General features: G+C 44.2%; 15 protein-coding genes and 1 tRNA gene. 6 read left to right on the plus strand and 10 right to left on the minus strand.

Annotated elements, in window-relative coordinates; all coding sequences use genetic code 11:
• Window positions 1-247 precede the first annotated feature (247 nt).
• From IH598_04035 to IH598_04045, 3 genes are all read left to right on the plus strand, one after another.
• Window positions 248-961 (plus strand): hypothetical protein, encoded by a 714-nt coding sequence (locus IH598_04035; GenBank protein MBE0637670.1) that lies wholly within the window; start codon window positions 248-250, stop codon window positions 959-961.
• 129 nt (window positions 962-1,090) lie between these two features.
• The gene (locus tag IH598_04040) at window positions 1,091-2,191 is read left to right on the plus strand and encodes an alkaline phosphatase (protein ID MBE0637671.1); all 1,101 of its coding nucleotides are present in this window, start codon (window positions 1,091-1,093) and stop codon (window positions 2,189-2,191) included.
• 158 nt (window positions 2,192-2,349) lie between these two features.
• A complete protein-coding gene (locus IH598_04045) occupies window positions 2,350-8,868 on the plus strand; it encodes a lamin tail domain-containing protein (protein MBE0637672.1) in 6,519 nt (2,172 codons plus the stop codon).
• A 419-nt stretch (window positions 8,869-9,287) separates the two neighbouring features.
• On the opposite strand, the gene IH598_04050 is transcribed toward IH598_04045, so the two are convergent.
• Window positions 9,288-10,184, minus strand: coding sequence for a DMT family transporter (locus IH598_04050; protein MBE0637673.1), 897 nt, complete (start codon window positions 10,182-10,184; stop codon window positions 9,288-9,290).
• 157 nt (window positions 10,185-10,341) lie between these two features.
• On the opposite strand from IH598_04050, the gene IH598_04055 reads away from it, so the two are divergent.
• Window positions 10,342-12,654, plus strand: coding sequence for a family 20 glycosylhydrolase (locus tag IH598_04055; protein MBE0637674.1), 2,313 nt, complete (start codon window positions 10,342-10,344; stop codon window positions 12,652-12,654).
• Window positions 12,655-12,739: 85 nt separating this feature from the next.
• Window positions 12,740-14,437: a gamma-glutamyltransferase gene (gene ggt, locus IH598_04060; GenBank protein MBE0637675.1), complete on the plus strand. Its 1,698-nt coding sequence runs from the start codon at window positions 12,740-12,742 to the stop codon at window positions 14,435-14,437.
• Between the two features lie 60 nt (window positions 14,438-14,497).
• On the opposite strand, the gene IH598_04065 is transcribed toward ggt, so the two are convergent.
• The 3 genes from IH598_04065 to IH598_04075 all read right to left on the minus strand — a co-directional run bounded on the left by IH598_04065 (window position 14,498) and on the right by IH598_04075 (window position 16,538).
• Entirely contained in the window at window positions 14,498-15,706 is a 1,209-nt protein-coding gene (locus IH598_04065) for an ADP-ribosylglycohydrolase family protein (protein MBE0637676.1), read from the minus strand.
• A gap of 193 nt (window positions 15,707-15,899) precedes the next feature.
• Window positions 15,900-15,983: transfer RNA gene (locus IH598_04070), tRNA-Leu, on the minus strand.
• Between the two features lie 66 nt (window positions 15,984-16,049).
• Entirely contained in the window at window positions 16,050-16,538 is a 489-nt protein-coding gene (locus IH598_04075) for a peptidylprolyl isomerase (protein ID MBE0637677.1), read from the minus strand.
• A gap of 162 nt (window positions 16,539-16,700) precedes the next feature.
• On the opposite strand from IH598_04075, the gene IH598_04080 reads away from it, so the two are divergent.
• Complete coding sequence (locus IH598_04080; protein ID MBE0637678.1) at window positions 16,701-17,024, plus strand: PKD domain-containing protein; 324 nt, start codon at window positions 16,701-16,703, stop codon at window positions 17,022-17,024.
• A gap of 273 nt (window positions 17,025-17,297) precedes the next feature.
• Here the strand turns inward: IH598_04080 and IH598_04085 are convergent, their stop codons facing one another.
• The 6 genes from IH598_04085 to IH598_04110 all read right to left on the minus strand — a co-directional run bounded on the left by IH598_04085 (window position 17,298) and on the right by IH598_04110 (window position 24,602).
• Window positions 17,298-19,028, minus strand: a complete 1,731-nt coding sequence (locus tag IH598_04085) for a phospho-sugar mutase (GenBank protein MBE0637679.1) — start codon at window positions 19,026-19,028, stop codon at window positions 17,298-17,300.
• A 20-nt stretch (window positions 19,029-19,048) separates the two neighbouring features.
• Window positions 19,049-20,581, minus strand: coding sequence for a T9SS type A sorting domain-containing protein (locus tag IH598_04090; protein ID MBE0637680.1), 1,533 nt, complete (start codon window positions 20,579-20,581; stop codon window positions 19,049-19,051).
• 99 nt (window positions 20,582-20,680) lie between these two features.
• The gene (locus IH598_04095; GenBank protein MBE0637681.1) at window positions 20,681-22,780 is read right to left on the minus strand and encodes an O-antigen ligase family protein; all 2,100 of its coding nucleotides are present in this window, start codon (window positions 22,778-22,780) and stop codon (window positions 20,681-20,683) included.
• Window positions 22,777-23,640: a dTDP-4-dehydrorhamnose reductase gene (gene rfbD, locus IH598_04100; protein ID MBE0637682.1), complete on the minus strand. Its 864-nt coding sequence runs from the start codon at window positions 23,638-23,640 to the stop codon at window positions 22,777-22,779. The genes IH598_04095 and rfbD overlap by 4 nt, the downstream gene beginning before the upstream one ends.
• 96 nt (window positions 23,641-23,736) lie before the next feature.
• On the minus strand, window positions 23,737-24,195 hold the full coding sequence (locus tag IH598_04105; protein ID MBE0637683.1) for an RES family NAD+ phosphorylase: 459 nt from the start codon (window positions 24,193-24,195) through the stop codon (window positions 23,737-23,739).
• Entirely contained in the window at window positions 24,192-24,602 is a 411-nt protein-coding gene (locus IH598_04110) for a DUF2384 domain-containing protein (GenBank protein ID MBE0637684.1), read from the minus strand. The genes IH598_04105 and IH598_04110 overlap by 4 nt, the downstream gene beginning before the upstream one ends.
• Between the last annotated feature and the right edge of the window lie 89 nt (window positions 24,603-24,691).

A 24,691-nucleotide genomic window follows, 5' to 3' on the forward strand; every position in this document is an offset into this window, starting at 1 on the left:
AAGAGAAGAATGGTCGCCATGGCAAATCATTGTTTTAAAGAAATGGAACAAGCCTTGTCCTTTTGATGGTTCGTTTACCTGTTCATTTTCAGAGTACAATTCCAATTACTCGAAATCCACCTGGTGAATTTTTTTTATTCACCATCAGCATGAGATAAAAACGCTCTACTTTTGTTTTGGTGAAAGAAGAAATTTTGAATATCAGATTTCGCGAAGGAGCGTGATCGGGTTCTTTAATACATATAACATGGAAATTAATTCTAAAGCAGAAATTGTCCGTTTTGGTAAGATGGCGGTTTACCTCAACATGTTCGGGATCATCTTTTCCGGGCTTGTTTTCCCGGTTTTGTCAATGATCATCAGTCCTCAACCGCCCTGGAAAGATGCTGAATTATTTATCCGCTCTTTTCACACACTGCAGACAGCTACCTTTTTCTTAGGGTACTTCCTGGTGATGGGTTCATTGTTGACATTTGTCACACTGGCCTTATTAACTGAGCAGGGGAAAAGGATCTGGGCGCTTTCCGGCCTCGCCATTAATGTAGTTTTCACTGCAATCGTGATCCTGAATTATATCATCCAGACGACTTATGTCCCTTACCTTGCCACGAACAACCCTCCTGAAACTTCATTTCTTCTGCCCGCTTTCAGCATGGCTAACCCCGGTTCGTTTGCCTGGGCGCTCGAAATGTATGGATGGGGCGGGGTTGGATTGTCTTTTATGTTTATGGCCTGTATTTTTGAAAAGGAAAAATGGGAACCCCAATTAAAGCGGTTGTTCCTGCTGAACGGTTTGCTCAGCATAGCCGGAGCGCTGATTACCTCCGTCAACATGAACTGGCTCTTCACCAATGCAGGTCTTATCTCACTCGTGGTTTGGAATGTGCTGGTTTTTGTCATTGATATTGTGCTGCTTAAATATTTTGCGTTCTTACAAACAAAGGCGACTCAAATCACATAGCACAACAATTGATGTGAAAAGAAGCCGGCACTAATTCATCAGCTTTCATAATTTTGCCTCATTCTGAAACGTAAAACCTTTTTCACTGCCCGATTGTTCTTTCAGTTGGTCATGCTTAATCATAAACTTATGAAATCATATAAAATTCTGATTGGTATTCTGCTGGCATTGGTTACCCTGCCCTTTTGCGGCAAGAATGAAGGAATAATCGAAAAACCGCCACACATTGATCCTTCAGCAAAAAAGAAAATCATCCTGATGATCGGCGACGGGATGGGGCTGAGCCAGATCACAGCCGCTTCGGTGCACCTTGGGCGTCCACTCAATCTGGAGCAATGCAAATACATTGGGTTGCAAAAAGTATTTGCTTCCGACCAACTGGTTCCTTCCTCCGCTTCTTCGATCACTGCCATTGCCAGTGGGGTCAAAACAAAATATGATTATGTGGGGCTGGATGCTGACGGTAAAAAAGCGGTGAATATTGCCGAGATGCTTTCGAACAAAGGGTTTGCAACGGGGATAGTAACCACCTCATTTGTTTCAGACAATACACCGGCCGGATTTTATGGTCACAATCCCGACCGCTACGACCGCGAAGGCATTGCACTTGACCTGCTAACCTCAGGACTGGATGTGGTGATCGGTGGTGGCAGGGATCATTTCAACCAGCGGTCGGACGGTCTGAACCTGCTCGATTCGCTGCAGTCCGCGGATTTCCTTGTTTTTGATAACCTGCAGGCTGCCACAGTCGTTGAAAAGGGGAAAGTGGCGTGCTTTACCGATACGTTCAGACCACCAAAGATTTCGGAAGGGCGCGGTGATATGTTAAGCGATGCCACGCTCCTTGCACTCCGGCTGCTTGATGACAATGAAAATGGATTTTTCCTGATGGTGGAGGGTGGCCAGATTGACTGGGCCTGTCACTTCAACGACCAAGAATGGCTGATGGATGAAATGCTGGATTTTGATAAGGTGGTTGGTGAAGTCCTCGATTATGCAGCAAAAGATGGCAATACGCTGGTCATCATTACCGGCGACCACGAAACAGGCGGCTTTGCGCTTACAGGCGGCAATGAGTCGTCCGGTGAAGTGCAGACAGGATTTGTCATTGATGATCATACAGCTACGATGGTTCCTGTGTTTGCTTTTGGTCCCGGAGCCGGCAATTATACTGGAGTTTACAAAAACACAGCGTTTTTTGAGAAGTTCAGGGAGTTTTTTGGAATTTAAGGTGTAAAAAAGTCAGTCATTATGACTTCCTTTACCCGAATTAAAACTATTGTGCGAGAGAAGGATGATTTGATTTTTCCTGTAAATACATTTTCATTCCTCTGCGCCTAAGTTTCAAGTTTCATTTACATTTGCAGTCTGTTCGAAAGCGTCTTTTCATGTTCATCAAAGTTTTTAAATTGGATTCAGTGAAATATCGGGGCTGTTGTATTTTCTGGCCGCTGATGCTGTTATTCATTCTAATGATGTCCTGGCCGGCGACTCAGGTAAAGTGCCAGGTGGTGTTCAACGAAGTAAGTTCAGCCAACTTTTCAGGGATTACCGATGAGGATGGCGATTTTGAAGACTGGATTGAATTGTATAACACCGGCAGCCAACCGGTCAACCTGAAAGGCTGGGTGTTGACGGATAATCCCGACCTTCCGGGTAAATGGAAATTTCCTGAGATCATCATTGAGCCGCAGGGTTTCCTCATTGTCTTTGCTTCGGACAAGAACAGGAAAGTATTGATTGACCATTTCGAAACGGCAGTCTACAACACCGACTCATTCCGGTATGTAAATCCCACAAGCGAGCCTGACCGGTTTTGGCGTGATCCGGAATTTGTTGATACCACATGGCAGGTCTCACCGGGTGGATTTGGACATGGAACAGGGTTTTACCATACCAAGGTTTACGATACGTTGATCTCTGTTTTTTTACGGAAAAAATTCACGGTTTCAAATCCGGAAGATATTGTGAATGCCCAGTTTCACCTGGATTACGATGATGGATTTATTGCTTTTTTGAACGGTTTTGAGATCTTCAGAAAGAACCTGAAACCTGACGGTAAACTGCCGGAATTCAACCAGGCGGCATGGCGGCAGCACCCGTCGCAATGGGTGAATGGCGAGCCTGCCGAACTTTTTACCATTAACCGCGCCGACATCCATCGGTTGCTGGCAGAAGGCGAAAACGTGCTCGCTATCCAACTGCACAACCACTGGCTGGATGAGGAGATGAGTATCAATCCGTTCCTTTCGTTCGGGATCCAATCTCAATCCATCTATTTCAGGGAACCCCCACCATGGTTTTACCATGATCCTTTGTATCTGCATACAAACTTTAAACTTGAAGCTTTGGGCGAGCCTCTTTTGCTGTTTGATGCGCAGGGCAACCTGCGTGACCAGCTGATCATTCCTGAATTGCCTTACAACGCGAGTTATGGAAGGGTAGGGGATGGTAACCCGGACTTTTGCTATTTTGCCGATCCAAGCCCAAATGCAACAAATACAACCCAGCAGTGCTTTTCCGGAACAGTGCCTGGGTTAACAATGTTTTTCCCCGTTGCCGGCCTCTATGACATTACTCCCAGGGATTCGATGCGGATGAATATTTTTGCCTTGTCCCCTGATTTGGAAATTCGATATACTTTGGACGGAAGCGAGCCCAATTCAGGTTCAGCACTTTACACCAATGAAATTTATATAACAGGCACAACCGTTGTAAAAGCGAGACTCTTCAAGGAAGGTTATCTGCCCGGCGATATAGCGGTCAGCAGTTACATCATCAACAAATCAACCAATCTGCCCGTGTTTTCCGTAAGTACAAATCCTGAACTGTTGTGGGACTATGAAACAGGTATTTACGTTACCGGCCCTGATGCTGATCCCAATTTCCCCTACTTTGGTGCAAACTTCTGGCGTGATATTGAAATTCCGGCTTCCATCGAATATTTTGGAACTGGAACTGATCGCATTTTTCAGCAGGAGGCCGGGGTGAAAATTCATGGCGGATGGAGCCGCGCATTTGCACAAAAAAGTCTCCGGCTCACTAACCGCAGTAGTTTCGGGACATCTGCCTTCAACCATCCGTTTTTTAAGGATAAGAACATCCTCGACTATAAAAAATTGATCCTGCGCAATGGCGGAAACGATTTTCAGTCGGCCATGATGCGCGATGGATTGATCCATAAAATGGTTCAAAAAGTCACCAATATGGCTGTTCAGGATTATCAGCCTTCGGTGGTTTACCTGAATGGGGAATATTGGGGCATCCATAATCTGAGAGAAAAAATTGATGAAGATTTTCTTTTTGAGAATTTTGCCCTGGACAGCGACGAGGTTGATTTGCTTGAAAAAAACAACCTGATCATCGAAGGCGACAATACTGATTTCATCGCGTTGTATGATTTTATCATTTCGAACGACCTTGGTGATGAGAATAACTTTAATGTGGTGACCGAACAACTGGAGATCACCAACGTGATTGATTATTTTGTGGTTGAGTTGTTTATCATCAACACCGACTGGCCCCAGAACAACGTAAAATACTGGAAGCAGGGTGATGGAAAATGGCAATATATCTTTTTGGATGCTGACAATGCCATGGATTTTAACACCAACCTGCAACATTACACCAAAAATTCTTACACCCGTGTTATGGAGGATTCTGTAGTTCAGCACTCGGTCATCTTTCAACGGCTGTTGGAAAATAGCAACTTCCGGCGGGATTTCATCAACCGCTATGCTGACCTGATGAATACGATTTTCCTGCCCGAAAACTCTATTGCCCTGATTGAGAACATCAGGGACAGCATTATTGGCGAAATGGCTGCACACAAAGCAAAGTGGGGCGGTTCGGTTTCGTTCTGGAACAATTTTCATGTGAATACCAAATTGAAGGGCTTCTTCCAGAACAGGCCTGAATACGCCAGGTTGCATACCATTGAGGAATTTGGACTTGACACGGTATTCACATTGACTCTGAATACTGCTAATGGCATGAGCTCCAGGATTCGACTCAACACCATTATCCCGGACAATTATCCCTGGAATGGAATTTATTTTTACGACAATCCTGTGCAGGTGGAAGCGCTTCCTGCACCCGGCATGGAGTTCAGCCACTGGCAATCTTCCCAGTTTCCTGTTTTGACTGATTCCCTTCAACGGATGTGGTGGCACCTGTCGGCAAATGATACGCTGACAGCTCATTTCATTGGTGTACCTGATACCTTGAAACTTGTTTTCACCGAAATCAATTACAAATCCCATGAAGAGATGGATGCCGGAGATTGGGTGGAGTTATTCAACCCAAATGAAACCGAAGTAGATATCTCAGGCTGGATATTCAAAGGTGACAGCGATTTCAGTAGTTTTATATTTCCTGAAAATACGTTAATTCAGCCCGGTTCTTACCTTGTTTTGGCGCAGGATACTGCAAGGTTTTCAGCGATAAACAAGGATGTTGCCAATGTGACCGGCTCGTTTAATTTTGGATTAAAAACCTGGTCGTCACAGGTTCGGTTGTTCGATCGGCATGAGAACCTGATCGTGTCGATGCAGTATTTCGATCAGTCGCCATGGCCGGGAAATATTGCAGGCACAGGCAGAACGATCGAGCTGATCTCCCCTGAGTTGGACATCAATGACCCTCAAAGTTGGAAAGCAGGTTGCCCCGGAGGGTCGCCAGGCAGCGAACCATACGATTGCATGGAAGATTTCAACGTCTGTTTTACCGAATTCAACTATAAATCCTACTCCGGATTCGACACAAAAGATTGGGTTGAAATTTACAATTACGACACCGTGCCGGTTGACCTAGGATTTTGGGTTTTTAGAGATAATGACGGCGCTCATGAGTTTGTGCTTCCCTATGGTTTACAGCTTGATCCGGGCAGTTTTCTTGTACTTTGTGAAGACACGGCAGCATTCAGGTTGTTTAATCCCGGAGTTGAACCTGTCATCGGCAATTTTGATTTCGGGCTTTCCTCTGATAGCGATAAACTCAGGCTTTACGATCCATGGGAAAACATGATTTCACAGTTGGAATATTCATCCGGTGCTCCCTGGCCGCCAGATGTGTCAGGAACCGGACGCACTGCTGAAGTGATTGACTACGGAGGGGATATCAGCAACGGAGCCAACTGGAGGAGTGGATGCCTCGGAGGATCGCCGGGAATGTTCCCGCTGCCATGCCATGACACGGCGGCAATCGTGGTTACTGAAATCAATTACGCTGCTTCTGATGAATTCGACTCAGGCGACTGGATCGAGATTTTTAACCATGATACGGTGCCGGTTGTGCTCAATGGCTGGAGATTTCGCGATGACAATCCAGGCCACAATTACAGTTTTCCTGACGGCCTCATACTGATGCCCGAGGAATTTATTGTGTTGGTTGAGGATTCTGTCAGGTTCAAGTTAGTGCATGATACCGTTACACGTTTTACAGGAGAATTTGATTTCGGGCTTTCTGCCACTTCGGATGAAGTGCATTTATATGACATTTTCGGTCAGGAAATTGCGTTCATAGGCTATCAATCCACATTACCATGGCCGGCGAATATTCCCGGTACCGGACGAACCATTGAACTGATTGATCCGGAAATGCCAATGAATAGCCCCCAGCATTGGAAAGCCGGTTGCCCCGGAGGGTCGCCTGCCAGTTCGCCCTTTGAGTGTCCCGGAAATTACAAACTGGCATTCACTGAGTTTAATTACAATTCCTATCCGGGCTTTGACACGAAAGATTGGGTGGAAATCCATAACTATGATTCAGTGCCTGTTGATTTAAGTTCATGGAGATTTGAGGACAATGACCCGAATAACCGTTTTACTCTTTCGCCGGGAACACATATAGCGCCGGGAGGATTTCTTGTGCTGTGCGGGGACACCGCAGCATTCCGGTCATTCAATCCCGGAGTTACATCCATCATGGGTAACTTTGATTTTGGACTCTCCTCCGAAAATGATCATTTGCGGTTATACGACCCCTGGGAGGAACTGGTGTTGTTGGTTGAATATTCTTCCGGTCAACCCTGGCCTCAGCATATTTCAGGCACCGGACGCACTGCCGAAGTGATTGATTTTACCGGCGAACTCAACAATGGCTTGAACTGGCATGACGGTTGCCTGGGTGGTTCGCCGGGTATGTTCCCGCTTCCCTGCCACGATACGGCAAGGATTGTTGTCACAGAGATCTGTTACAATTCATTGGATGAAAATGACACCGGGGATTGGCTCGAAATTTATAATAATAATTCAGTCACTGTTTCCCTTAATGGCTGGAAACTTAAAAACTCAGCCGGGGATCAGGTGTTCCACTTCCCTGATGAAATTACCCTGCAACCCGGGATGTATTTCCTGGTTGTACAGGATTCTCTGAGATTTATGGCAGCGCACGATACGATTTACGAATTTGTCGGGTCTTTCGGATTTGATTTGGATTGGCAGGCAGATGAAATTCATTTGTTTGACATCTTTGACCAGGAGATCGTCAATATCAGCTATCAGGCAGGCAGCCCCTGGCCTTTCAATTTTTCTTCCAGTAAAAGAACCATCGAATTGATTGATCCGGATCAAAATGGGTCGGATCCTGTTAACTGGAAAATCGGCTGCCGCGGCGGGTCGCCCGGAACTGCCCCTGTCAGCTGCGATGAAAACTATAAAATTGCTTTGACAGAATTCAATTACAAATCATTTCCAAAATTTGATACAAAAGACTGGGTCGAAATTTTTAACTACGACACCGTCAATATTGACCTGAGTTATTGGAAATTTGTCAACGAAAGCGGGGATCATGCTTTTGTATTCCCCGAGGGGTTTCAACTCGTTGTCGGGGAGTTTTTATTAATCTGTAGCGATACGACTGAATTCAGTAAGTTCAATCCCGAGTTGGATAACATTACCGGAAATTTCGAATTTGACCTTTCAGAGTATGAAGATGCGCTACAGCTATCAGACCCCTGGGAAAATCTTGTTGTACTGGTCGATTATTCAAATGAACCGCCCTGGCCACAAGCGATTTCAGGGACAGGCCGCACTGCCGAACTGATTGATTTTGCTGCAAATTCCAACGATCCCTCAAATTGGAAAGCCGGATGCCTGAAGGGATCGCCGGGTGGTTTTCCGGTTCAACCTTGTAACGACACAACCACCATTGTTGTCAGTGAGATTAACTACAGCATTTCTGCGGACTTACCTACCGGCTCGTGGTTCGAACTTTTCAACCCTAACGATTTTGTGGTCGAACTGGATGGCTGGACGTTTCAAAATGCTGATGAGAATCCCTTTTTCCAATTCCCAGATGGCATACAATTGGTTCCGGATGCATATCTTGTTGTGGTTGAGGATTCACTGAAATTTCTGTCGGTGCATGATACCATTCCGGGATTTGTTGGCGGGTATGGCATAGGACTCTCGGAAATTGCAGACGAATTCAGGTTGTTCGACTTTTTTGATCAGGAAATTATTTATATCAGTTACCAGTCAACCGAACCCTGGCCGGTGAACACCCCCGGCAGCGGTCGGACCATCGAACTGATTGATTACGGCGAAGCGCTGAACAATCCGCTGAACTGGAAAATCGGTTGCCGGGGCGGCTCCCCGGGCATGGCTTACATAGACTGCGATGATTATTCCATTCCCGAAAACCTGCTGGAGAAACTCTCTGTAAAAGTGTATCCAAATCCTTTTACAAGCGATTTTACCATCGAACTGACTTCAGATGAAAGCCTGGCGATTGAGATCAAACTCAAAAATAACATGGGATATGAAATCAGCAGTGTTTTTGATGGTGTGATAAATGCCGGAAAGAAAGCCATCGGATTTCATTCCTCCAACCTCGGAAAGGGGGTCTATTTCCTCCAAATCAATTCAGGCGGTTATTCCCTTTATTACAAGCTTATTGCGTATTAAATCCTGAACTAAAAAGTTCATATTTGCCTTCTTCGCTATCGGGATTTGATAAGATCTTTGAACTACAATAGGCACATAGAGCACATAGGCGCTTAGGTGACAAAACTAACTAACATGTTGTCTTTTTGCCCGCTGATCTCGCTGATCTTCTCTGATCGTGACCGTAATTCTTTGCTTTTAAATAAAAATCTGAGTGAATCTGTGTGATCTGAGGGCAAAATTTTTTCCTGCTAATCACGCAGATCAAGACGCAAACCCTCACAGGTAACCTGCTCATAGGCTGGCAGATTATTTTCAGAATGCTTGCTCCTTCCGGGAGGAAGTTTTTTCTGTCAGGAAAATTTAGGAACTTTATACTATGCATTTTTTATTTGAAAAAACCGAGAGCCACTAAAATCTGGAAATTTAAAGGATAAAGCTCAACGAAATTTTGGACTGATTTTTTTTCCGATCAACAGCAGGATTGCACCGGTGATGGTTAGAAAGCCGCCCACCAGTTGATAATCGGCCGGAAATTTCCCGAAAAAGAGATAAGCGCCAATCAAAACAAAAAGTGCTGTAGTGCTTTGTATGATCGAGGCCCGTGATGCTTCGATATACTTCAGCGCGCTGTATTGGCTGAAGGAAGTCAGAAAAGGTCCAAGAAATGAACCAATGGCAATGTTGATGAGGGCACTGCTGGGAATCCGGATACTTTGCCCCAGAATTTTCAATAGAAAAAATGAAGTAATCAGCAGAAATACCGCACGATTCACCGCCAGCATGGTTGGGGTTATGGTGAAAATATTCTTTTTGGCAATGGTAGTTCTGACCCCATAAAATATCGTTGAAATCAGCATCAGGCCAGAGGTGCCTGACAGGTAATCCTGTATGGATGCCCCTTTCTGAAAACTGATCACAAAAGCACCGGTGAAAGTGAGCACCACACCCACCAATTCACCGGTTGAAAATCGCTCTTTCAGCAGGAATACCCCAAAAAGTGTCAGAAAGATGTACTCCATGTTTCGCAAAAACGATGGAATGGCCGGGTTTGGAGTGATGGATATGGCGCCATAAAATGCCCCGGTGGCAATGATTTCGAGCAAACCAAGGAACAAAAGAATCTTAAATGAATTGCGGGAAATGGGTCGAAAATGACGGTGTTCCTCCGATCGTAAAGTAAACAGTCCGTTCCATACCAGTGCCATCGCAAACCAGTAAACGCCGAACTGTGCCAGGCTCACTTCATTCAGCGCTGCTTTACTGAAAATGTAAACCGTTGACACCGCCACCGTTGCCAGCAAAGCATATCCATATCCCTTCACAGTCGGTTGCACAGAATTTTGTGATTTGGCAGCAAAAATAATCTGTTTAATGGGATGCGTGATGATATTGATTGCAAAAACAATCTATTTTTGTCAGGGAATTGTTTTTGTTTTCATTGGTTGACCATCATCCATTGAGCATCATTTTTTTAATTTTCAAAAATTCCAAATGAAACATCACACGAAATTCTTTTTCGCCTTTTTTCTGTCCGTTTGTTTTTGTTTTATTTACGGTCAGTTGCCAATCATACCTTACCCTGCAGAAATAGAGATGTCTGAAGGCCATTTTCTGCTTGGCAAAGAAACAATCCTGGTTGCTGAACAGGAGGAAGTATTATCCATGGCTGATGAAAGAGCAAAGCAGTGGGAAACCAAATTGGGATTCAGATTAAAAATTGGAACAAAACTTTCAGAAATGCCCAACAGCAGTGTGGTACTTGTGATTAACAAAACCATTAATGAGGGGATTGGCAGCGAAGGTTACCAGTTGATAATAAATCCCGAACGGGCAGAACTTTCGGCAAATACAACGGCAGGCATTCTTTATGGGCTTGAAACCATTGGGCAATTGCTTGATGCTGATAAAGAAAAAAGACTACCCTGTGGTGTGATTATCGATTATCCAAGGTTTTCTTATCGCGGGATGCACCTCGATGTGTCAAGGCACTTTATGCCCATCGAATTCATCTACAAAGTAATCGACTTCCTGGTCATGCATAAGATGAATATCTTTCATTGGCATTTGGTGGATGACCAGGGATGGCGGCTGGAAATTAATAAATATCCAAAACTGACCGGAGTGGGCGCCTGGAGGGTTCCAATGCCTGAAAAACATTGGGACGACAGGCCGCTGACCACTGATCGCACGCATGCCACTTATGGCGGATTTTATACACAGGATGACGTGAAGCAGGTGGTGGCATACGCAGAAGCCAGAAATATCACAATCATTCCCGAAATTGAGATGCCCGCCCATGTGATGTCGGCACTGGCAGCTTATCCGGAGTTTTCATGCACGGGAGAAAATCTTGGCGTTCCGCCCGGTGGCGTTTGGCCTATCACCCATATATACTGTGCCGGTAAGGAAGAGACATTTGAATTTTTGGAAAATGTGCTCACTGAGGTGATGGAACTTTTCCCATCAACTTATATTCATATTGGCGGAGATGAGGCTGATAAAACCAACTGGAAATCGTGTCCAACATGTCAGGAACGAATGAAAGTTGAAGGCCTTGAGAATGAAGAAGAATTGCAGAGCTATTTCATTCATCGCATCGAACGTTTTTTGAATGCTCACGGACGCAGGATTATTGGCTGGGACGAAATACTTGAAGGTGGCCTGGCGCCCAATGCTACGGTGATGTCGTGGCGGGGCGAGGCAGGAGGGATTGAAGCAGCCGGAATGGGTCACCAGGTGGTAATGACTCCGGGAAGCCATTGTTATTTCGATCATTACCAGGGCGATCCGTCGCTTGAGCCTGTTGCTCACGGCGGCTATACCACACTCAAAAAGGTTTATCTGTACGAGCCTGTTCGGGCAGAACTTACAACCGAAGAAGGAGAACTGGTTTTGGGTGCTCAGGCCAATGTGTGGTCTGAGTTTATTTCAACCCCTCAACACGCAGAGTACATGATCTTCCCGCGGCTTTCAGCTTTATCGGAAGTGCTGTGGTCGCCAAAAGCAACCAGAGACTGGGAAGATTTCTCTGAAAGAATGGAAATCCAGTATAAAAGATATGCCGATGCCGACCTGAACTACTCCCTGAGTGCTTTTCAGGTTAAGGCTTCACCCCGGCTTGATCCTGAAAACAGGAGATTGCTGGTAGAATTGGACTCCGAAGTCTTTCAGCCGGAAATTCGCTTTACAACAGATGGCAGCGCGCCGGACATTCATTCAACACTTTACCGGTCGCCGGTTTCGATAGCCGGCACTGCCAGACTGAAAGCTGCTGTTTTTAAAGATGAAAAAGCATCTGGGCAGGTCATGTCGGCGCATTATGAAATCCATAAGGCTTTTGCTTCTCAAATCCAGATCCAACATCCAAACAGTCCGCGTTATAACGGGGGTGGGCAGTATGGACTTGTGGACGGGATCAGTGGGACGATCAGTTTCGCTGATGGCAAATGGAAGGGATTTTCCGGTGACGACCTGATTGCAGTAATTGATTTGGGTGAATCAATGACCATAAACACGATCGGACTCGATGCACTTCAGTCCATTGCTTCCTGGATTTTTCTTCCGCTATGGGTCAGCTTTGAGGTGTCGGCCAACGGACAAAATTTCCGCTTGCTCGAAACAGTTCAGACACCATACGATTCGGAGAGCAATGGAAAATACATCCAGGATTATGGCACAAGCGAGGCTGCTACTGATGTTCGTTATTTGCGCATCACGGCCAAAAATTTTGGAGTTTGCCCTCCGGGTCATTCCGGCGAAGGGAAACCGGCATGGCTGTTTGTGAGCGAGATCGTGGTGAGATAGCAGGTGATTGCCCGATATCACCAACTAAATCAATGGTTTTTGCTACTTTTACCCGGCATTCAAGTCATTAATCAATAGCTTTTTTATGAGAAAAAGATTCTACATTATCCCTGTTTTAGCTTGCTTTAGCTGCCTTGTGGTGAATGCACAAGACAGGGTTACGGGCGCTCCCTTCGCTACACGATCGGTGGTGATGGGGCAAAATGGAATGGTGGCTACAAGTCATCCACTCGCCACGCAGATCGGACTAGACCTCCTGAAAAGCGGAGGGAATGCCATTGATGCAGCCATTGCTGCCAATGCAGCGCTTGGGCTGATGGAACCCACCGGCTGCGGCATCGGCGGCGACCTTTTTGCCATAGTGTGGGATGCCAAAACCAAAAAACTTTATGGATTGAATGCCAGCGGCAGGTCGCCAAAAAGCCTGACACTGGAATATTTTGAAGAACTTAAAATGGAGCAGATACCCGCACTTGGTCCACTTCCCGTAACCGTCCCCGGTTGTGTGGACGGATGGTTTGAATTACACCAGAAGTTCGGAAAATTGTCGATGAGTGATATTTTAGCTCCTTCTATCCATTATGCAGAAAATGGTTTTCCGATGCCGCAATTGATCGCCTGGTACATGAAAGCAGTAAACAGATATCAACAGCAGGTTTTTCCAAATATTGAAGAAACTTATATCACCCAAAATAGGGGGCGCTTACCCGGTGAAGGTGAAATTTACAAAAACCCTTACCTCGCTGAGACCTACCGTAAACTTGCCATTGGTGGCAGGGATGTGTTTTACAAAGGCGATATGGCTAAAACAATGGCTGATTTCGTTCAGGACCAGGGGGGATTTCTTTCACTTGAAGATTTGGCAGCGCACCGCTCAGTATGGGTAGAACCCGTTTCGGTGAATTACAGAGGGTTTGATGTTTGGGAACTTCCACCAAACGGGCAGGGAGTTACTGCCTTACAAATGCTTAAAATTCTCGAAGGATTTGATTTTTCAACCATCGAATTCGGCAGTGCTGAGCATCTTCACCTTTTCACTGAAGCCAAAAAACTGGCTTTTGAAGACAGAGCAAAGTATTTTGCCGATATGGATTTTGTTGGAGTGCCGGTTGATGAGTTGATTTCCGATACTTATGCTGATGAAAGAAGGAAGCTGATCGGCAGGCATGCCGGGGTTTATACAGCAGGCGAAATTAGCGTGAATGAAACCATCTATCTGACTGTGGCTGATAAGGATGGCAATATGATTTCGCTCATTCAGAGCAATTACCGTGGCATGGGCTCCGGAATGGTTCCGCCAAAACTTGGTTTCATGCTTCAGGATCGTGGTGAATTATTCAGCCTTGTGCGCGGACAGGCCAATACTTACGAACCCGGCAAGCGCCCGTTCCATACGATCATTCCGGCTTTCATTACCAAGGATGGCGAACCATGGATCAGTTTTGGCGTGATGGGAGGTGATTTCCAGCCGCAAGGGCATGTTCAAATCGTGATGAACATGGTGGATTTCGGCATGAACCTCCAGGAAGCCGGTGATGCACCAAGGTGGGAACATACCGGTGGATCGACACCCACAGGAACATCAACATCAGGAACTGGCCAGGTAAATGTTGAATCAGGAATCTCTTATGAAACGATCAGAGGCCTTCTGGACAAAGGTCACAAGGTTGGATTACAGCGGGGTGTATATGGCGGTTACCAGGCTATCCTCTGGGACAAAGAAAATAATGTTTTTCACGGCGCTTCTGAAAGCAGGAAAGATGGGCAGGCAGCAGGGTATTAGCCTCTTGAATGATAGTTCGGGATTGATATACCACAAACCTTTGCCAACACTAAGAAAGAATCAACTTGCTGCAATTTCAGCAAATGCATCGATCTCATTCTCCAATTCCTTCGCTGCAATCAAACCATTTATCATGTCATCAGGAATTGAGGGAGATGTTGCACCAAGCAAAAGGCCCAGTATCATACCTCTATGGACATTATCCCCGCCTGCATTCACATTGGTAAGAAGAGCACTGCGTAAATCAAACTGATACTTCCACGCAAGATACAACAACATAGGGGTTCCATGCTCAGCAAAACAAGCCGTGGAAAATATCTTTTTCAGCACATCTGCTTCGGTATGACTATTTGCAAAAGCCTCGATATCCCATGGGGCGTCATTAAACTCTGAATGCAGTTTCCACATGATTTCTGCAGGCACGTTACCCATTCCGCCATGATGCTGGTATTGGGCAAATAATTCCATTCCGGTATATTTGGGTAAGCCAAGATGATAAACCGTTCTTTTCATTGAATCCATAGGATTATTACCATTAACCAGCGCATTGAGCAATGGAACCACCACAGCCAATGAAGCTGAAACATTCTCGCTATGATGGGTCAGATATTGATGCCCCAATGCAAAACCCAGGGCGTTAAAGCTATCTTTCTGCAATAATGATAACACCAAAGGTCGTATCATACCCCCCATCGCATTAATTCCAGGATACCTGTACTGGTTATCGGCACAAGCTGCAGGCGGAAGTCCTTTCGAATAATTTTCGAACCATAGTCTGAGAAATCCTTCTGTATATGGATCGTTGAAATTGTTTGGCGTGGTCATAAATTCGATGAAAGCATCAAGGAACTTTTCGGGATTGTAACAGCCATTTTCAACAACATGCCGCATCAGAACCCTGACAAGTTGCGCATTGAGCGTATTCTCACCAGCTTTGAGTCCGTAATGATAATGGTATCGGTCATCCACCCTGATAACACCCTTTTGGTCAATATTAAATCCACTCGTGCTGAAATCATTATAGGTTGTATCATAAAATTTCAGGTGCTGATGAAGAATATCATAGTTACGACCAGTCTTATTCGCAGCTTCAACATCAGGTCTGTATTTTGCACCCACCAGCGAGGCTTCAATGTGTTTTTCAGGTGGTGTTTTATAGCCTTCAACTGGACCATCAAGGTACTTTGGAATGTTCAATGTATTGTAAAACCAATGTGCCGGCATCGCCAGTGCATCGCCGATAAACAATCCCCAAAGGGCATTTTTAATCCGTTCTGGTTTGATTTGTGTCTTTGTTTTCATTCAGTGCAGTTTTAAGTTAATGTGGAAGAAACAAAGGAAAGGAGAGGATTGTTTTTGTTCAGGCAAAAACGATAGATTAATGTTTTACGGCGCGGGAAATCTTAAAAGCAAAAAAAAACCTTGCAAACAAATTGTTTACAAGGCTTTTCATATTTTACAGTGCCCAGAACAGGAATCGAACCTGCACACCCTTGCGAGTACTAGTCCCTGAAACTAGCGCGTCTACCAGTTCCGCCACCTGGGCATTTTTGAGGCGGCAAAAGTAACATTATTCTTTTGCAGGACTCAAAATTTTTCCAAAAAAATGTTCTTAGTGATGATGTCCGTGAGCGCCATGTACATGTCCATGATCGATCTCTTCGGCTGATGCGTCTCTGATTTCAACTACCTTAACGTCGAAGTTGAGCGTTTGCCCTGCCATGGGATGATTGCCATCGAGAACAATCACATCGTCGTGAACTTCAATGACAGTGAGTAGAGTGGGTGGTTCGCCTTCAGCCATCTGCCCCTGCACCTGGATACCGACCTCAATACTTTCAGGGTCAGAAAAATTTGAACGGTTGACTTCGAAAACCAGGTCGTTATTGTAAGCGCCGTATGCTTTCTCGGGTTGAATGCTCACCTTAAACTCGTCGTTCACCGCTTTGCCTTCCAACTCAGCTTCAAGCCCGGGAATGATCCCGTGATGACCGTGCAAATAAGTCAGTGGCTCGCGACTGGATGAAGAGTCAATGATATTGTTTTCGCCGTCTGTCAGTGTGTAGTGAAATCCTACAACTTTGTTTTTTCCGATTTTCATGTTGTGTAATATGCTTGATTGATAAAAAAAAGAAACATCCGTCAAGTAATGGATGTTTCAAACATTATTTGAAGATTCTTTTACGTTTGCCTGGCTGATTTATTGTAGCAGATTAGGTTTTTATCCTATTTTTGCCGCCTGATAAATAAAACTATTCCGACAATGAGAAGCAAGATACTGTTTGGTTTATTCCTACTGCTGGTTATTTGGGCAGGTTGTAAAAAAGATGAAGACAGCAAAGACCTGAAAGCCGATTTTGACTGGACCCTGCAACAGGAACCCGGTAAGGTAATTTTTACCAATAAAAGCTCAAATGCAATTTCGTACGAGTGGAATTTTGATGACGGAACCTTTTCTACCCAGACAAATCCTACCAAAACCTATCAGCAGAATGGCAGCTACATAGTCACTCTGAAAGCGTTTGGGACCGGGGCAACGGAGTCGGTTAACGACACTATTGTGGTGAATAATATTCAGGCTAAATAGAGCTTTCCGGTTTGCCCTCACCATCACTTTTTCTGTTAATGTTTCTGGAACACTTCGTGGAAGCCTGGCACCCTGGTATCATGGTAAAGTTTTTTATTTAGCCACGAAGGCACGAAGATACAACACCTTACGTAAGGCACACGAAGGTAATAATCTAAGATGCATTGTCTTTAAAGAACGCTACCCGTAAAACTTGCTGTATAGTTGAAATAACTTTGCCGAAACCATTGATTTACGATAGAATCAGAAGTTTTTCAACATGCCCTAAATGACCTAACCTCTGAGCTTTAAATCTTTGATTACATTCTCTATTTTTTCATCCAGCTGCATGTTTACCTGATCGAAATCCTTTATATCGCGCAACTGGTCTTTCACACCGAAATAAAATTTTATTTTTGGTTCGGTGCCTGACGGCCTCATGCTGATCTTGGTGCCGTCGGCAGTGATAAACTGCAGCACATTGGATGATGGCAGTTCAATTTTTGATTCTGTTTTTGCGCGTAAATCAATGGCTTTGCCGGTCAGGTAATCTTTAATCAGCACAACATCAGAATTATTGATCTTCCTGGGTGGTTTGGTTCTGAAGTTTTCCATCATTTTCTGGATTTCCTCAGCGCCGGTTTTCCCTTTTTTAGTGATCGAAATCAGGCTTTCTTTATAAAAACCGAACTCAACGTAAATATCAATCAGCAGTTCGTAAATAGTTTTGCGCAGGTTGGCAGCCCATGCAGAGATTTCAGCAATCATGGCGCAGGTGGCCACAGCATCCTTGTCGCGAACAAAGTCTCCGATCATAAAGCCATAACTTTCTTCTCCACCCCCGATAAATGTTTTTTTACCCTCATTCTCGCGGATGATTTCGGCAATCCATTTAAAGCCGGTAAGTACATCATAACATTCAACACCGTATTTATCAGCTATATCCTTGATCAATTCAGACGTTACAATAGTTTTTACAATGAACTCTTTTCCCAGCAACCTTCCTCTTTTTTGCCAGAGATGAAGCAGGTAATAGGTCAGGATAGCGGCTGTCTGATTGCCATTGAGCAGTATATAATTATCATTCAGGTCTTTCACTGCAACGCCAACCCTGTCGCAGTCGGGATCGGTAGCCATCACCAGATCGGCATCCACTTTACGGGCTTTTTCGAGCGCCATTTCAAGTGCTTCCGGTTCTTCAGGGTTTGGAGAATGAACGGTGGGGAAATTTCCATCATTGATATCCTGCCTGTAAACCCTGAAAACATTTTCAAACCCATAACGTTCAAGGGCTGCAGGAACCATCTTCACCCCACAACCATGTAGCGGAGTGTAAACGATTTTTAGTTCCGACTGCCTTTTGTTTGATCCGGCCGACAGCGATAACTTATCTACTTCGGCAAGGTATGCCTGGTCGACTTCTTCGCCAACGAGCTGAATGTTTTTCTTTACTCCTTTAAATTTCACCTCTTCAACTTTGATCTTTTCCACCTCCACAATCACATTTTTATCATGTGGAGGGATCAACTGCGCCCCATCGTTCCAGTAGGCTTTATAGCCATTGTATTCCCTGGGATTGTGCGAGGCGGTGATCATTACGCCGGTATGGCATTTGAAATATCTTATGGCATAAGAAAGCTCGGGTGTTGGCTTCAACTCATCAAACAAGAAAACCTTGAACCCATTTGCCGAAAGTACTTCAGCCGTAATTTTAGCAAATAAGTCGCTTTTGTTGCGATTATCAAAAGCAATGGCAGCCCGGTATTCTTTTTCGCCGGGGAAGGCTTTTTTGATATAATTGGCTAAACCCTGGGTGGCCATACCCACCGTGTATTTATTCATCCGGTTGGTGCCAACGCCAATAATTCCGCGTAATCCACCTGTTCCGAACTCAAGATTCCGGTAAAAGGAATCCGCCAGTTCGTCGGGGTTATTTGCCATTAAATCCCTTATTGTTTCTTTGGTGGTTTCATCATAATTGCCTTCAAGCCAGCGATTGGCTGCTTCCAGCACTTTCGGGTCCATCTTCTTTTTTTCCATAGATATCAATGCTTTATAATTTTGTAATTGAATTCCTTTTCACCAGTAATGATTTTTACAATATAAAATCCCGGTTTGCTTTCCCTGATATTCATTTCAATTGGCTTTTTGTTAATCAGTTCTACAGTTGATTCCAGAATCCGACGGCCGGCGATATCAAGCACTTCCACATGACACTCGCCGAAATCCTCATCAGTAATCAGTTGAAATAAACCATCAGTTGGATTCGGAACTAGCCGGAATTCCTTAAAATGCAGTTGAGGGTGGATGCCAACAAGGGTGTCAATGAGTTCGAAACTGGCAGGCTTGATCATTGTACCATGGATATTATCAAGGATTTTTAAATCATATAATCCCGGGATTTCAAAAGGCGCGATAGCAAATAATGCCGAAATCATCTGGTTATTTATTAGTTGAACTTCAACTGCATAGATTTCATTTAACGTGCTGCTGCTGGTTAACCACACATTGATCATGCTGACGTGTTCAAACCATGTATATTCCGTTTCGATTATAACTTCAGGTGTGGTATTTACTTGAGCGGAGTTTGGGTTTAATGTTAAGATTCCCGGAGCAACAGGGTTTGTTGTCATAAAAAAAGCTTCGGGTAAAATCAGTTCCTGCTGATCAAAAACATGAACACTGTAAACTCCGGCGGGCAAGGTGTAAGGTATAACAAATTCAGCATGTAATAGTGTGTTGCTTAAGGCTTCAACGTTAAAGAAATGGTAAAAGCCATTTCCTTCCAAGGCGGCAGATTCAACTCCTGTTTGAAGGAATTCAGTGTTTTCACTATAAATGTCTAACTCAATCAAGGTGCCTGTAATGCCGTTATCAGGGACTATCGATGTGATTGAAGGGGTTAGTCCTTCCATTAACTCAAATCCTTGATCAAGGGTTAGTGTTCCATCCAATTGGTTATTTGTTTGTACATCATAGAATCCCGGTTGATGCCAGAAGCTAAACGAAAAGTTGGCTTTGATCAGGGTATTGCTAAGGGTGTTGGAATAATTTGGGGTGATAATGTTGGACCCCTGGCTGAACCAGACAAATGTGCCTGTTCCAGTTTCAAAGTTGGTGTTTTGGCCTGATATGTATAAATCGATGGTTTCACCTTTTTCAGCGTGGTTAGGGTCTATTGCCGCAAGATATGGAGGATTGGGGTTGGGTTGCAGCTGGAATGCTTCAGGCAGGGTCATCATGCCGTTCACCGTGGTGTTTGCAGTTGCATCGTAAGTACCGTATGGGTAGCTGTTCGAAAGCAGGAATATCCCTGACATCTCAGTGTTTGAAGTAATTGTAATGCTTTCAGGAAAAATTATCGTAGAAGTCGCCTGGTTGAGCCAGAATGCTGTGCTTGTTCCCTGCATAAAGTTTGTGTTTTGCCCAGTAAGGGTTAAAGTCAGCACCTGACCCTGGGTTCCGGAGGAAGGGGTAATATTGACAATCGATTGTCCGATTAATTTGGAGGGGCAAATAACAGCTGAGGTCAAAAAAATGTATAGTAAAACTGAAAATAGCGTTATCCTTGTTTTCATTTGAAATTAAACAATGTAAAGGTTGAACGTAATATCGTTGATTATTGCTGACAAAAGTAGAAAAATTATGATCAGTGATCAAAAAATGCCGTTTTGCTTTCAGAGGTATTTTTGTCGGTAAAGTTCAGCCTCATACTGATTGATGCTTTTATCCACTTTCTCCAACAAATAAACGACTTCGATGATCAGCTGACGGTCCAGCTCATTATGATCGTGGATGGCCTGTTCAAATACTTTAACCATCCAGTCATCAGAATTTCTGATCCGGGTAAGGGCGAGGCTCATTACACGATCGTCAACGGTTTCTTTCAGGGCTTCAATGCGTTGATTGGTAATTTGTGTGACGAGGGTACGGTAGTTCGGATGTGTTTGAGCATTTTCAGTTACCCTTAGCACAAGATAAGCTGAATCTGGCTGGCCAGTTAATAAATAGATGACAGCGAGGTTCATTGCTGCCTCCGCAAATGTGGGAGAAATCTGAACAGCCTTTTTGTAGAAATGTATTGCTAGCTCGTTTTCATTTTTTATCCCATAGAAGGTGGCAAGATTGTTCAGCACATGCATGTGAAAGGGATTTGACTGGTAGGCATCCTGAAAATCAGCCAGCGCTTTATCTTTTTCCCCCAGGTTGTACCAGCCAAGCCCGCTGTACCAGCGCAATGGCGTTGCCGTCGGATCGAGTTTTGAAAAGTAAGTATCGGCCACTTCAATCTCATCAATCATCATTTGCCAGTTGCTGTTAGCGCGGTGTTCAAAGGCTTTTTTAGTATGGATTTCACTTTTGAGTCTGATCAGTCCGACATAAAACGTGAACAGGAGCAATCCAATGAAAATCAGAAAAGAAAAGGTAATTATGGATTTGGAAAATTGTTTCGAAGTCTTGAGAATCAATTCATTTTTAACGAAAAGAAAAGCAAAAGTGAGATGTAGAAAAACTGACTGATCGGGACGCTCTTTTGGAAAACTCAGGGAAGCAATGATGACATATCCGGTTACAAAGAACAGCAAGAAAAGACCAACATATTTCTCGTTTAACTGTGTTGATTTTCTGATGATTCTTATCGAAAACATGAACGCAAGGACCAACAGGGCAAAATAAAACAGGAAGGCAAAAATTCCGTTTTCGGCCAGTACCCAAACAAAATCATTGTGCGGCCTTTGAAAAATGATCACCCCTTCAGCCGAGCGCAATCCTTCAGTTCCATATTTTGGGAGGAGTATCTTCCAACTGCCGGCGCCCACGCCTGTCAATGGTCTTTCACTGAACATCTCCAGCGATTTTTCCCATAGAACCACCCGTTCGAGCGCCGAACCAAATTTGTAACTCCCGATTACATCAGCCTGTTTACGGAAGGTTTCAAAGGTGCTCAGGCGTGAATAAAGCCCGGTCGCAGCCACCACAATCATCAGTGCAACAGCAAGGTAAATAATTAATGAAGTGATCTTTGAGAAGGTAATCTCAAGTGATTTCCTGAAAAAAATCAACATCAAACCCGAAACGACAGTTGCTGCGACAGTTGCAAGCCAAACTGAACGAACGAGTAAAAGGGTAATCATCAGGAGTGAAAGGAACGTGAGTGCCAGAAAACCATACCGCCACCAGGTACGGTGAAAGTAAACACCCATCAGCAAAAAAGGAATGGTCAGAAACAGCATTTCAGCAAAGAGGTTTCGATGGGCTAAGACGCTGGTGATAAGGTAAGAGGATTGATGATCGAGTGGAGAATTTTGTAATAAAACAACCAGTTGATAAATGCCGGTTATCAGGATAGTTGTTGAGTAAATCAATACCATTTTGGGAATCGTCAGGTGGATAATGCTGCTTTCCTTAAATATCAGAACAGCGATGATGAAAAAAATGAAATACTGAGCCGTGCGCAGCCAATCCCAGAGGCCTTCACCCAAATTTACGGATACGAGGAGCGAAACTCCCGAAAATGCTACATACCCAAGATAAATAAGGAAAAATGGATGTATTGCAAAGTCAAATTGGAAAGGTCTTTTCCAGCTTTTAAACATCAGAACTGTCAGGAACAGAAACAAGATTATGGAGATTAACAATGTTCCTGGCGCCAGCACCGGGTCAAGTGCCCTGGTTACGTAAACGAAAGGCAATCCAGCGATTGACAGGAGTAAAAAGATGATGACAACGGGTCTGTCGTGCAGGATTTTTTTCACCTTAGCCAGTTGTTTGGTCATTGTAAAATTTTGGCAATGCAGATAGCTAAACTGTCCCTCCAGTGGGGAATGGTGATTCCAAACTGCTTTTTAATCTTCTCCTTGTTCATCACACTGTAATAGGGACGGGCAGCAGGTAACGGATAGTTTTTTGTCTCGATTGGGTTCACTTTGCAGTGAATACCTGCAATCCGGTGAACGGCCAATGCAAAATCGTACCAGCTGGCCACCCCTTCGTTGGAATAGTGAAAGATTTCAGTTTTCTTAAGATTAACCCAGCGAGGGATGAGTTCAAGGATGGTTTTTGCCAGGTCCCCTGCATAAGTTGGGGTTCCCACCTGGTCGAAAACTACATTTAGCGAATCCCGCTCTTTGCCAAGCCGGATCATTGTTTTAACAAAATTATTTCCGAATTGTGAATAAAGCCAAGACGTTCGAACAACAACTGCCTTCCCTCCATTTTTAAGAATCTCCTGCTCACCGTTATATTTTGACCGGGAATAAACCGAATTGGGTTCAGGTTGCTGGTCTTCGTTCAAAGGCTTGTGATAATGACCACCAAACACATAATCGGTTGAAATATGCACCAATGATGCATCATATTTTTTTGCGATTTGAGCCAGGTATCCCACGGATGTAGCATTGAGCAGCATGGCTTTGTCAGGCTCAGATTCTGCCTTATCCACTGCAGTGTAGCCGGCTGTATTCACTATGCAGTGAATGTTGTGGTTTACGACAAACTTTTCAACCGCAACTTTATCGGTGATGTCCAGTTCATCCACATCGGTAAAGAAAAACCCGAAATCAGGATAATCCTGCGCCAGTTCATTCAGTTCACTGCCCAACTGTCCGTTACTTCCGGTAACTAGGATGTTCATCATACGTTTTCAATTTTGGTGTAAAAATACATGCATTCATGGAATAGTTAATGGCAGATGTTCATTTAACGGGGATGACGGTGAACCTCACACCCGAATTTATGACCTGAATAACCGCCTGTCAAATTCAAATGGTTCAACCTGAAGTATCTTAACACGACTAATTCCAGGGTGTTTTGTGTTGATTAGAAAATTATACTCGCCCTGCACCACCGCAGATGGAACTTTTAAAACCAGGAATTCATTCTTTTTTACAAAGTGGTCTCCAATTTGCCGGGTTAACCCGCTGTGAGGAAATGATTTCCATTCATCTGGTAAATCAGGATAGGAAATAATCATCATCGAATCTTCAGGAATTTCGATAATAATCAAGGCATAATCCTCCGGCATGATTCCCAAAGGAGTATGAACTGCCATTTCAGCAGTGCATAAAGCGCGGGTTTGGCTGGTATAAAGCATTGCAGTCCCTTTTCTGTTCCATCTGCCTCCCGCCATTTCAGCACCTTTACCCGACAGGTCGCCGGCGTGTTTTGATTTAGATAGGCGATAGACTATCATGCGAGTATGCCATGTTCTATTCTTAGCAATTCATCATTCAGTAAACTGATCCCAAAGACATTGTCCAGTAAATCTTTTGGTTTTGCCTGACCAAGCGCAAGGTTTTCTGTTTCGAGCCAATTATCAAATTTCACCTTGTTGCCAAATACGTCAATTCCTTTTTTGTATAGCAGTGCAATTTGAAGAATTTTTTCTGACTGAACCGGATCGAAGGAACGGTTTTCCTTTCGTATGCGCAGCATCGTCCTTTCCGAAAGGTGCAGAAGAACTGACCATTCTGAAAGGCTAAAGGGACTAACGCTGGCAATTGCGTCAAAAAATTCCATATCAACACCCTGCCGCACAATGTTGATCAGTTTTGAAGTATCATTGTCTTCCAATAGCTGGAATGAAGTATCTCCATGCATAAAACCTGTTGAATTTGCCATAGTTAAATTGATTTAGCGCAAAAATATGCAATTTGTCAATATTAAAACGACAAATGGCGGAAATAATT

The sequence above is a fragment of the Bacteroidales bacterium genome (assembly GCA_014860585.1).
Classification (GTDB): Bacteria; Bacteroidota; Bacteroidia; order Bacteroidales; family 4484-276; genus RZYY01.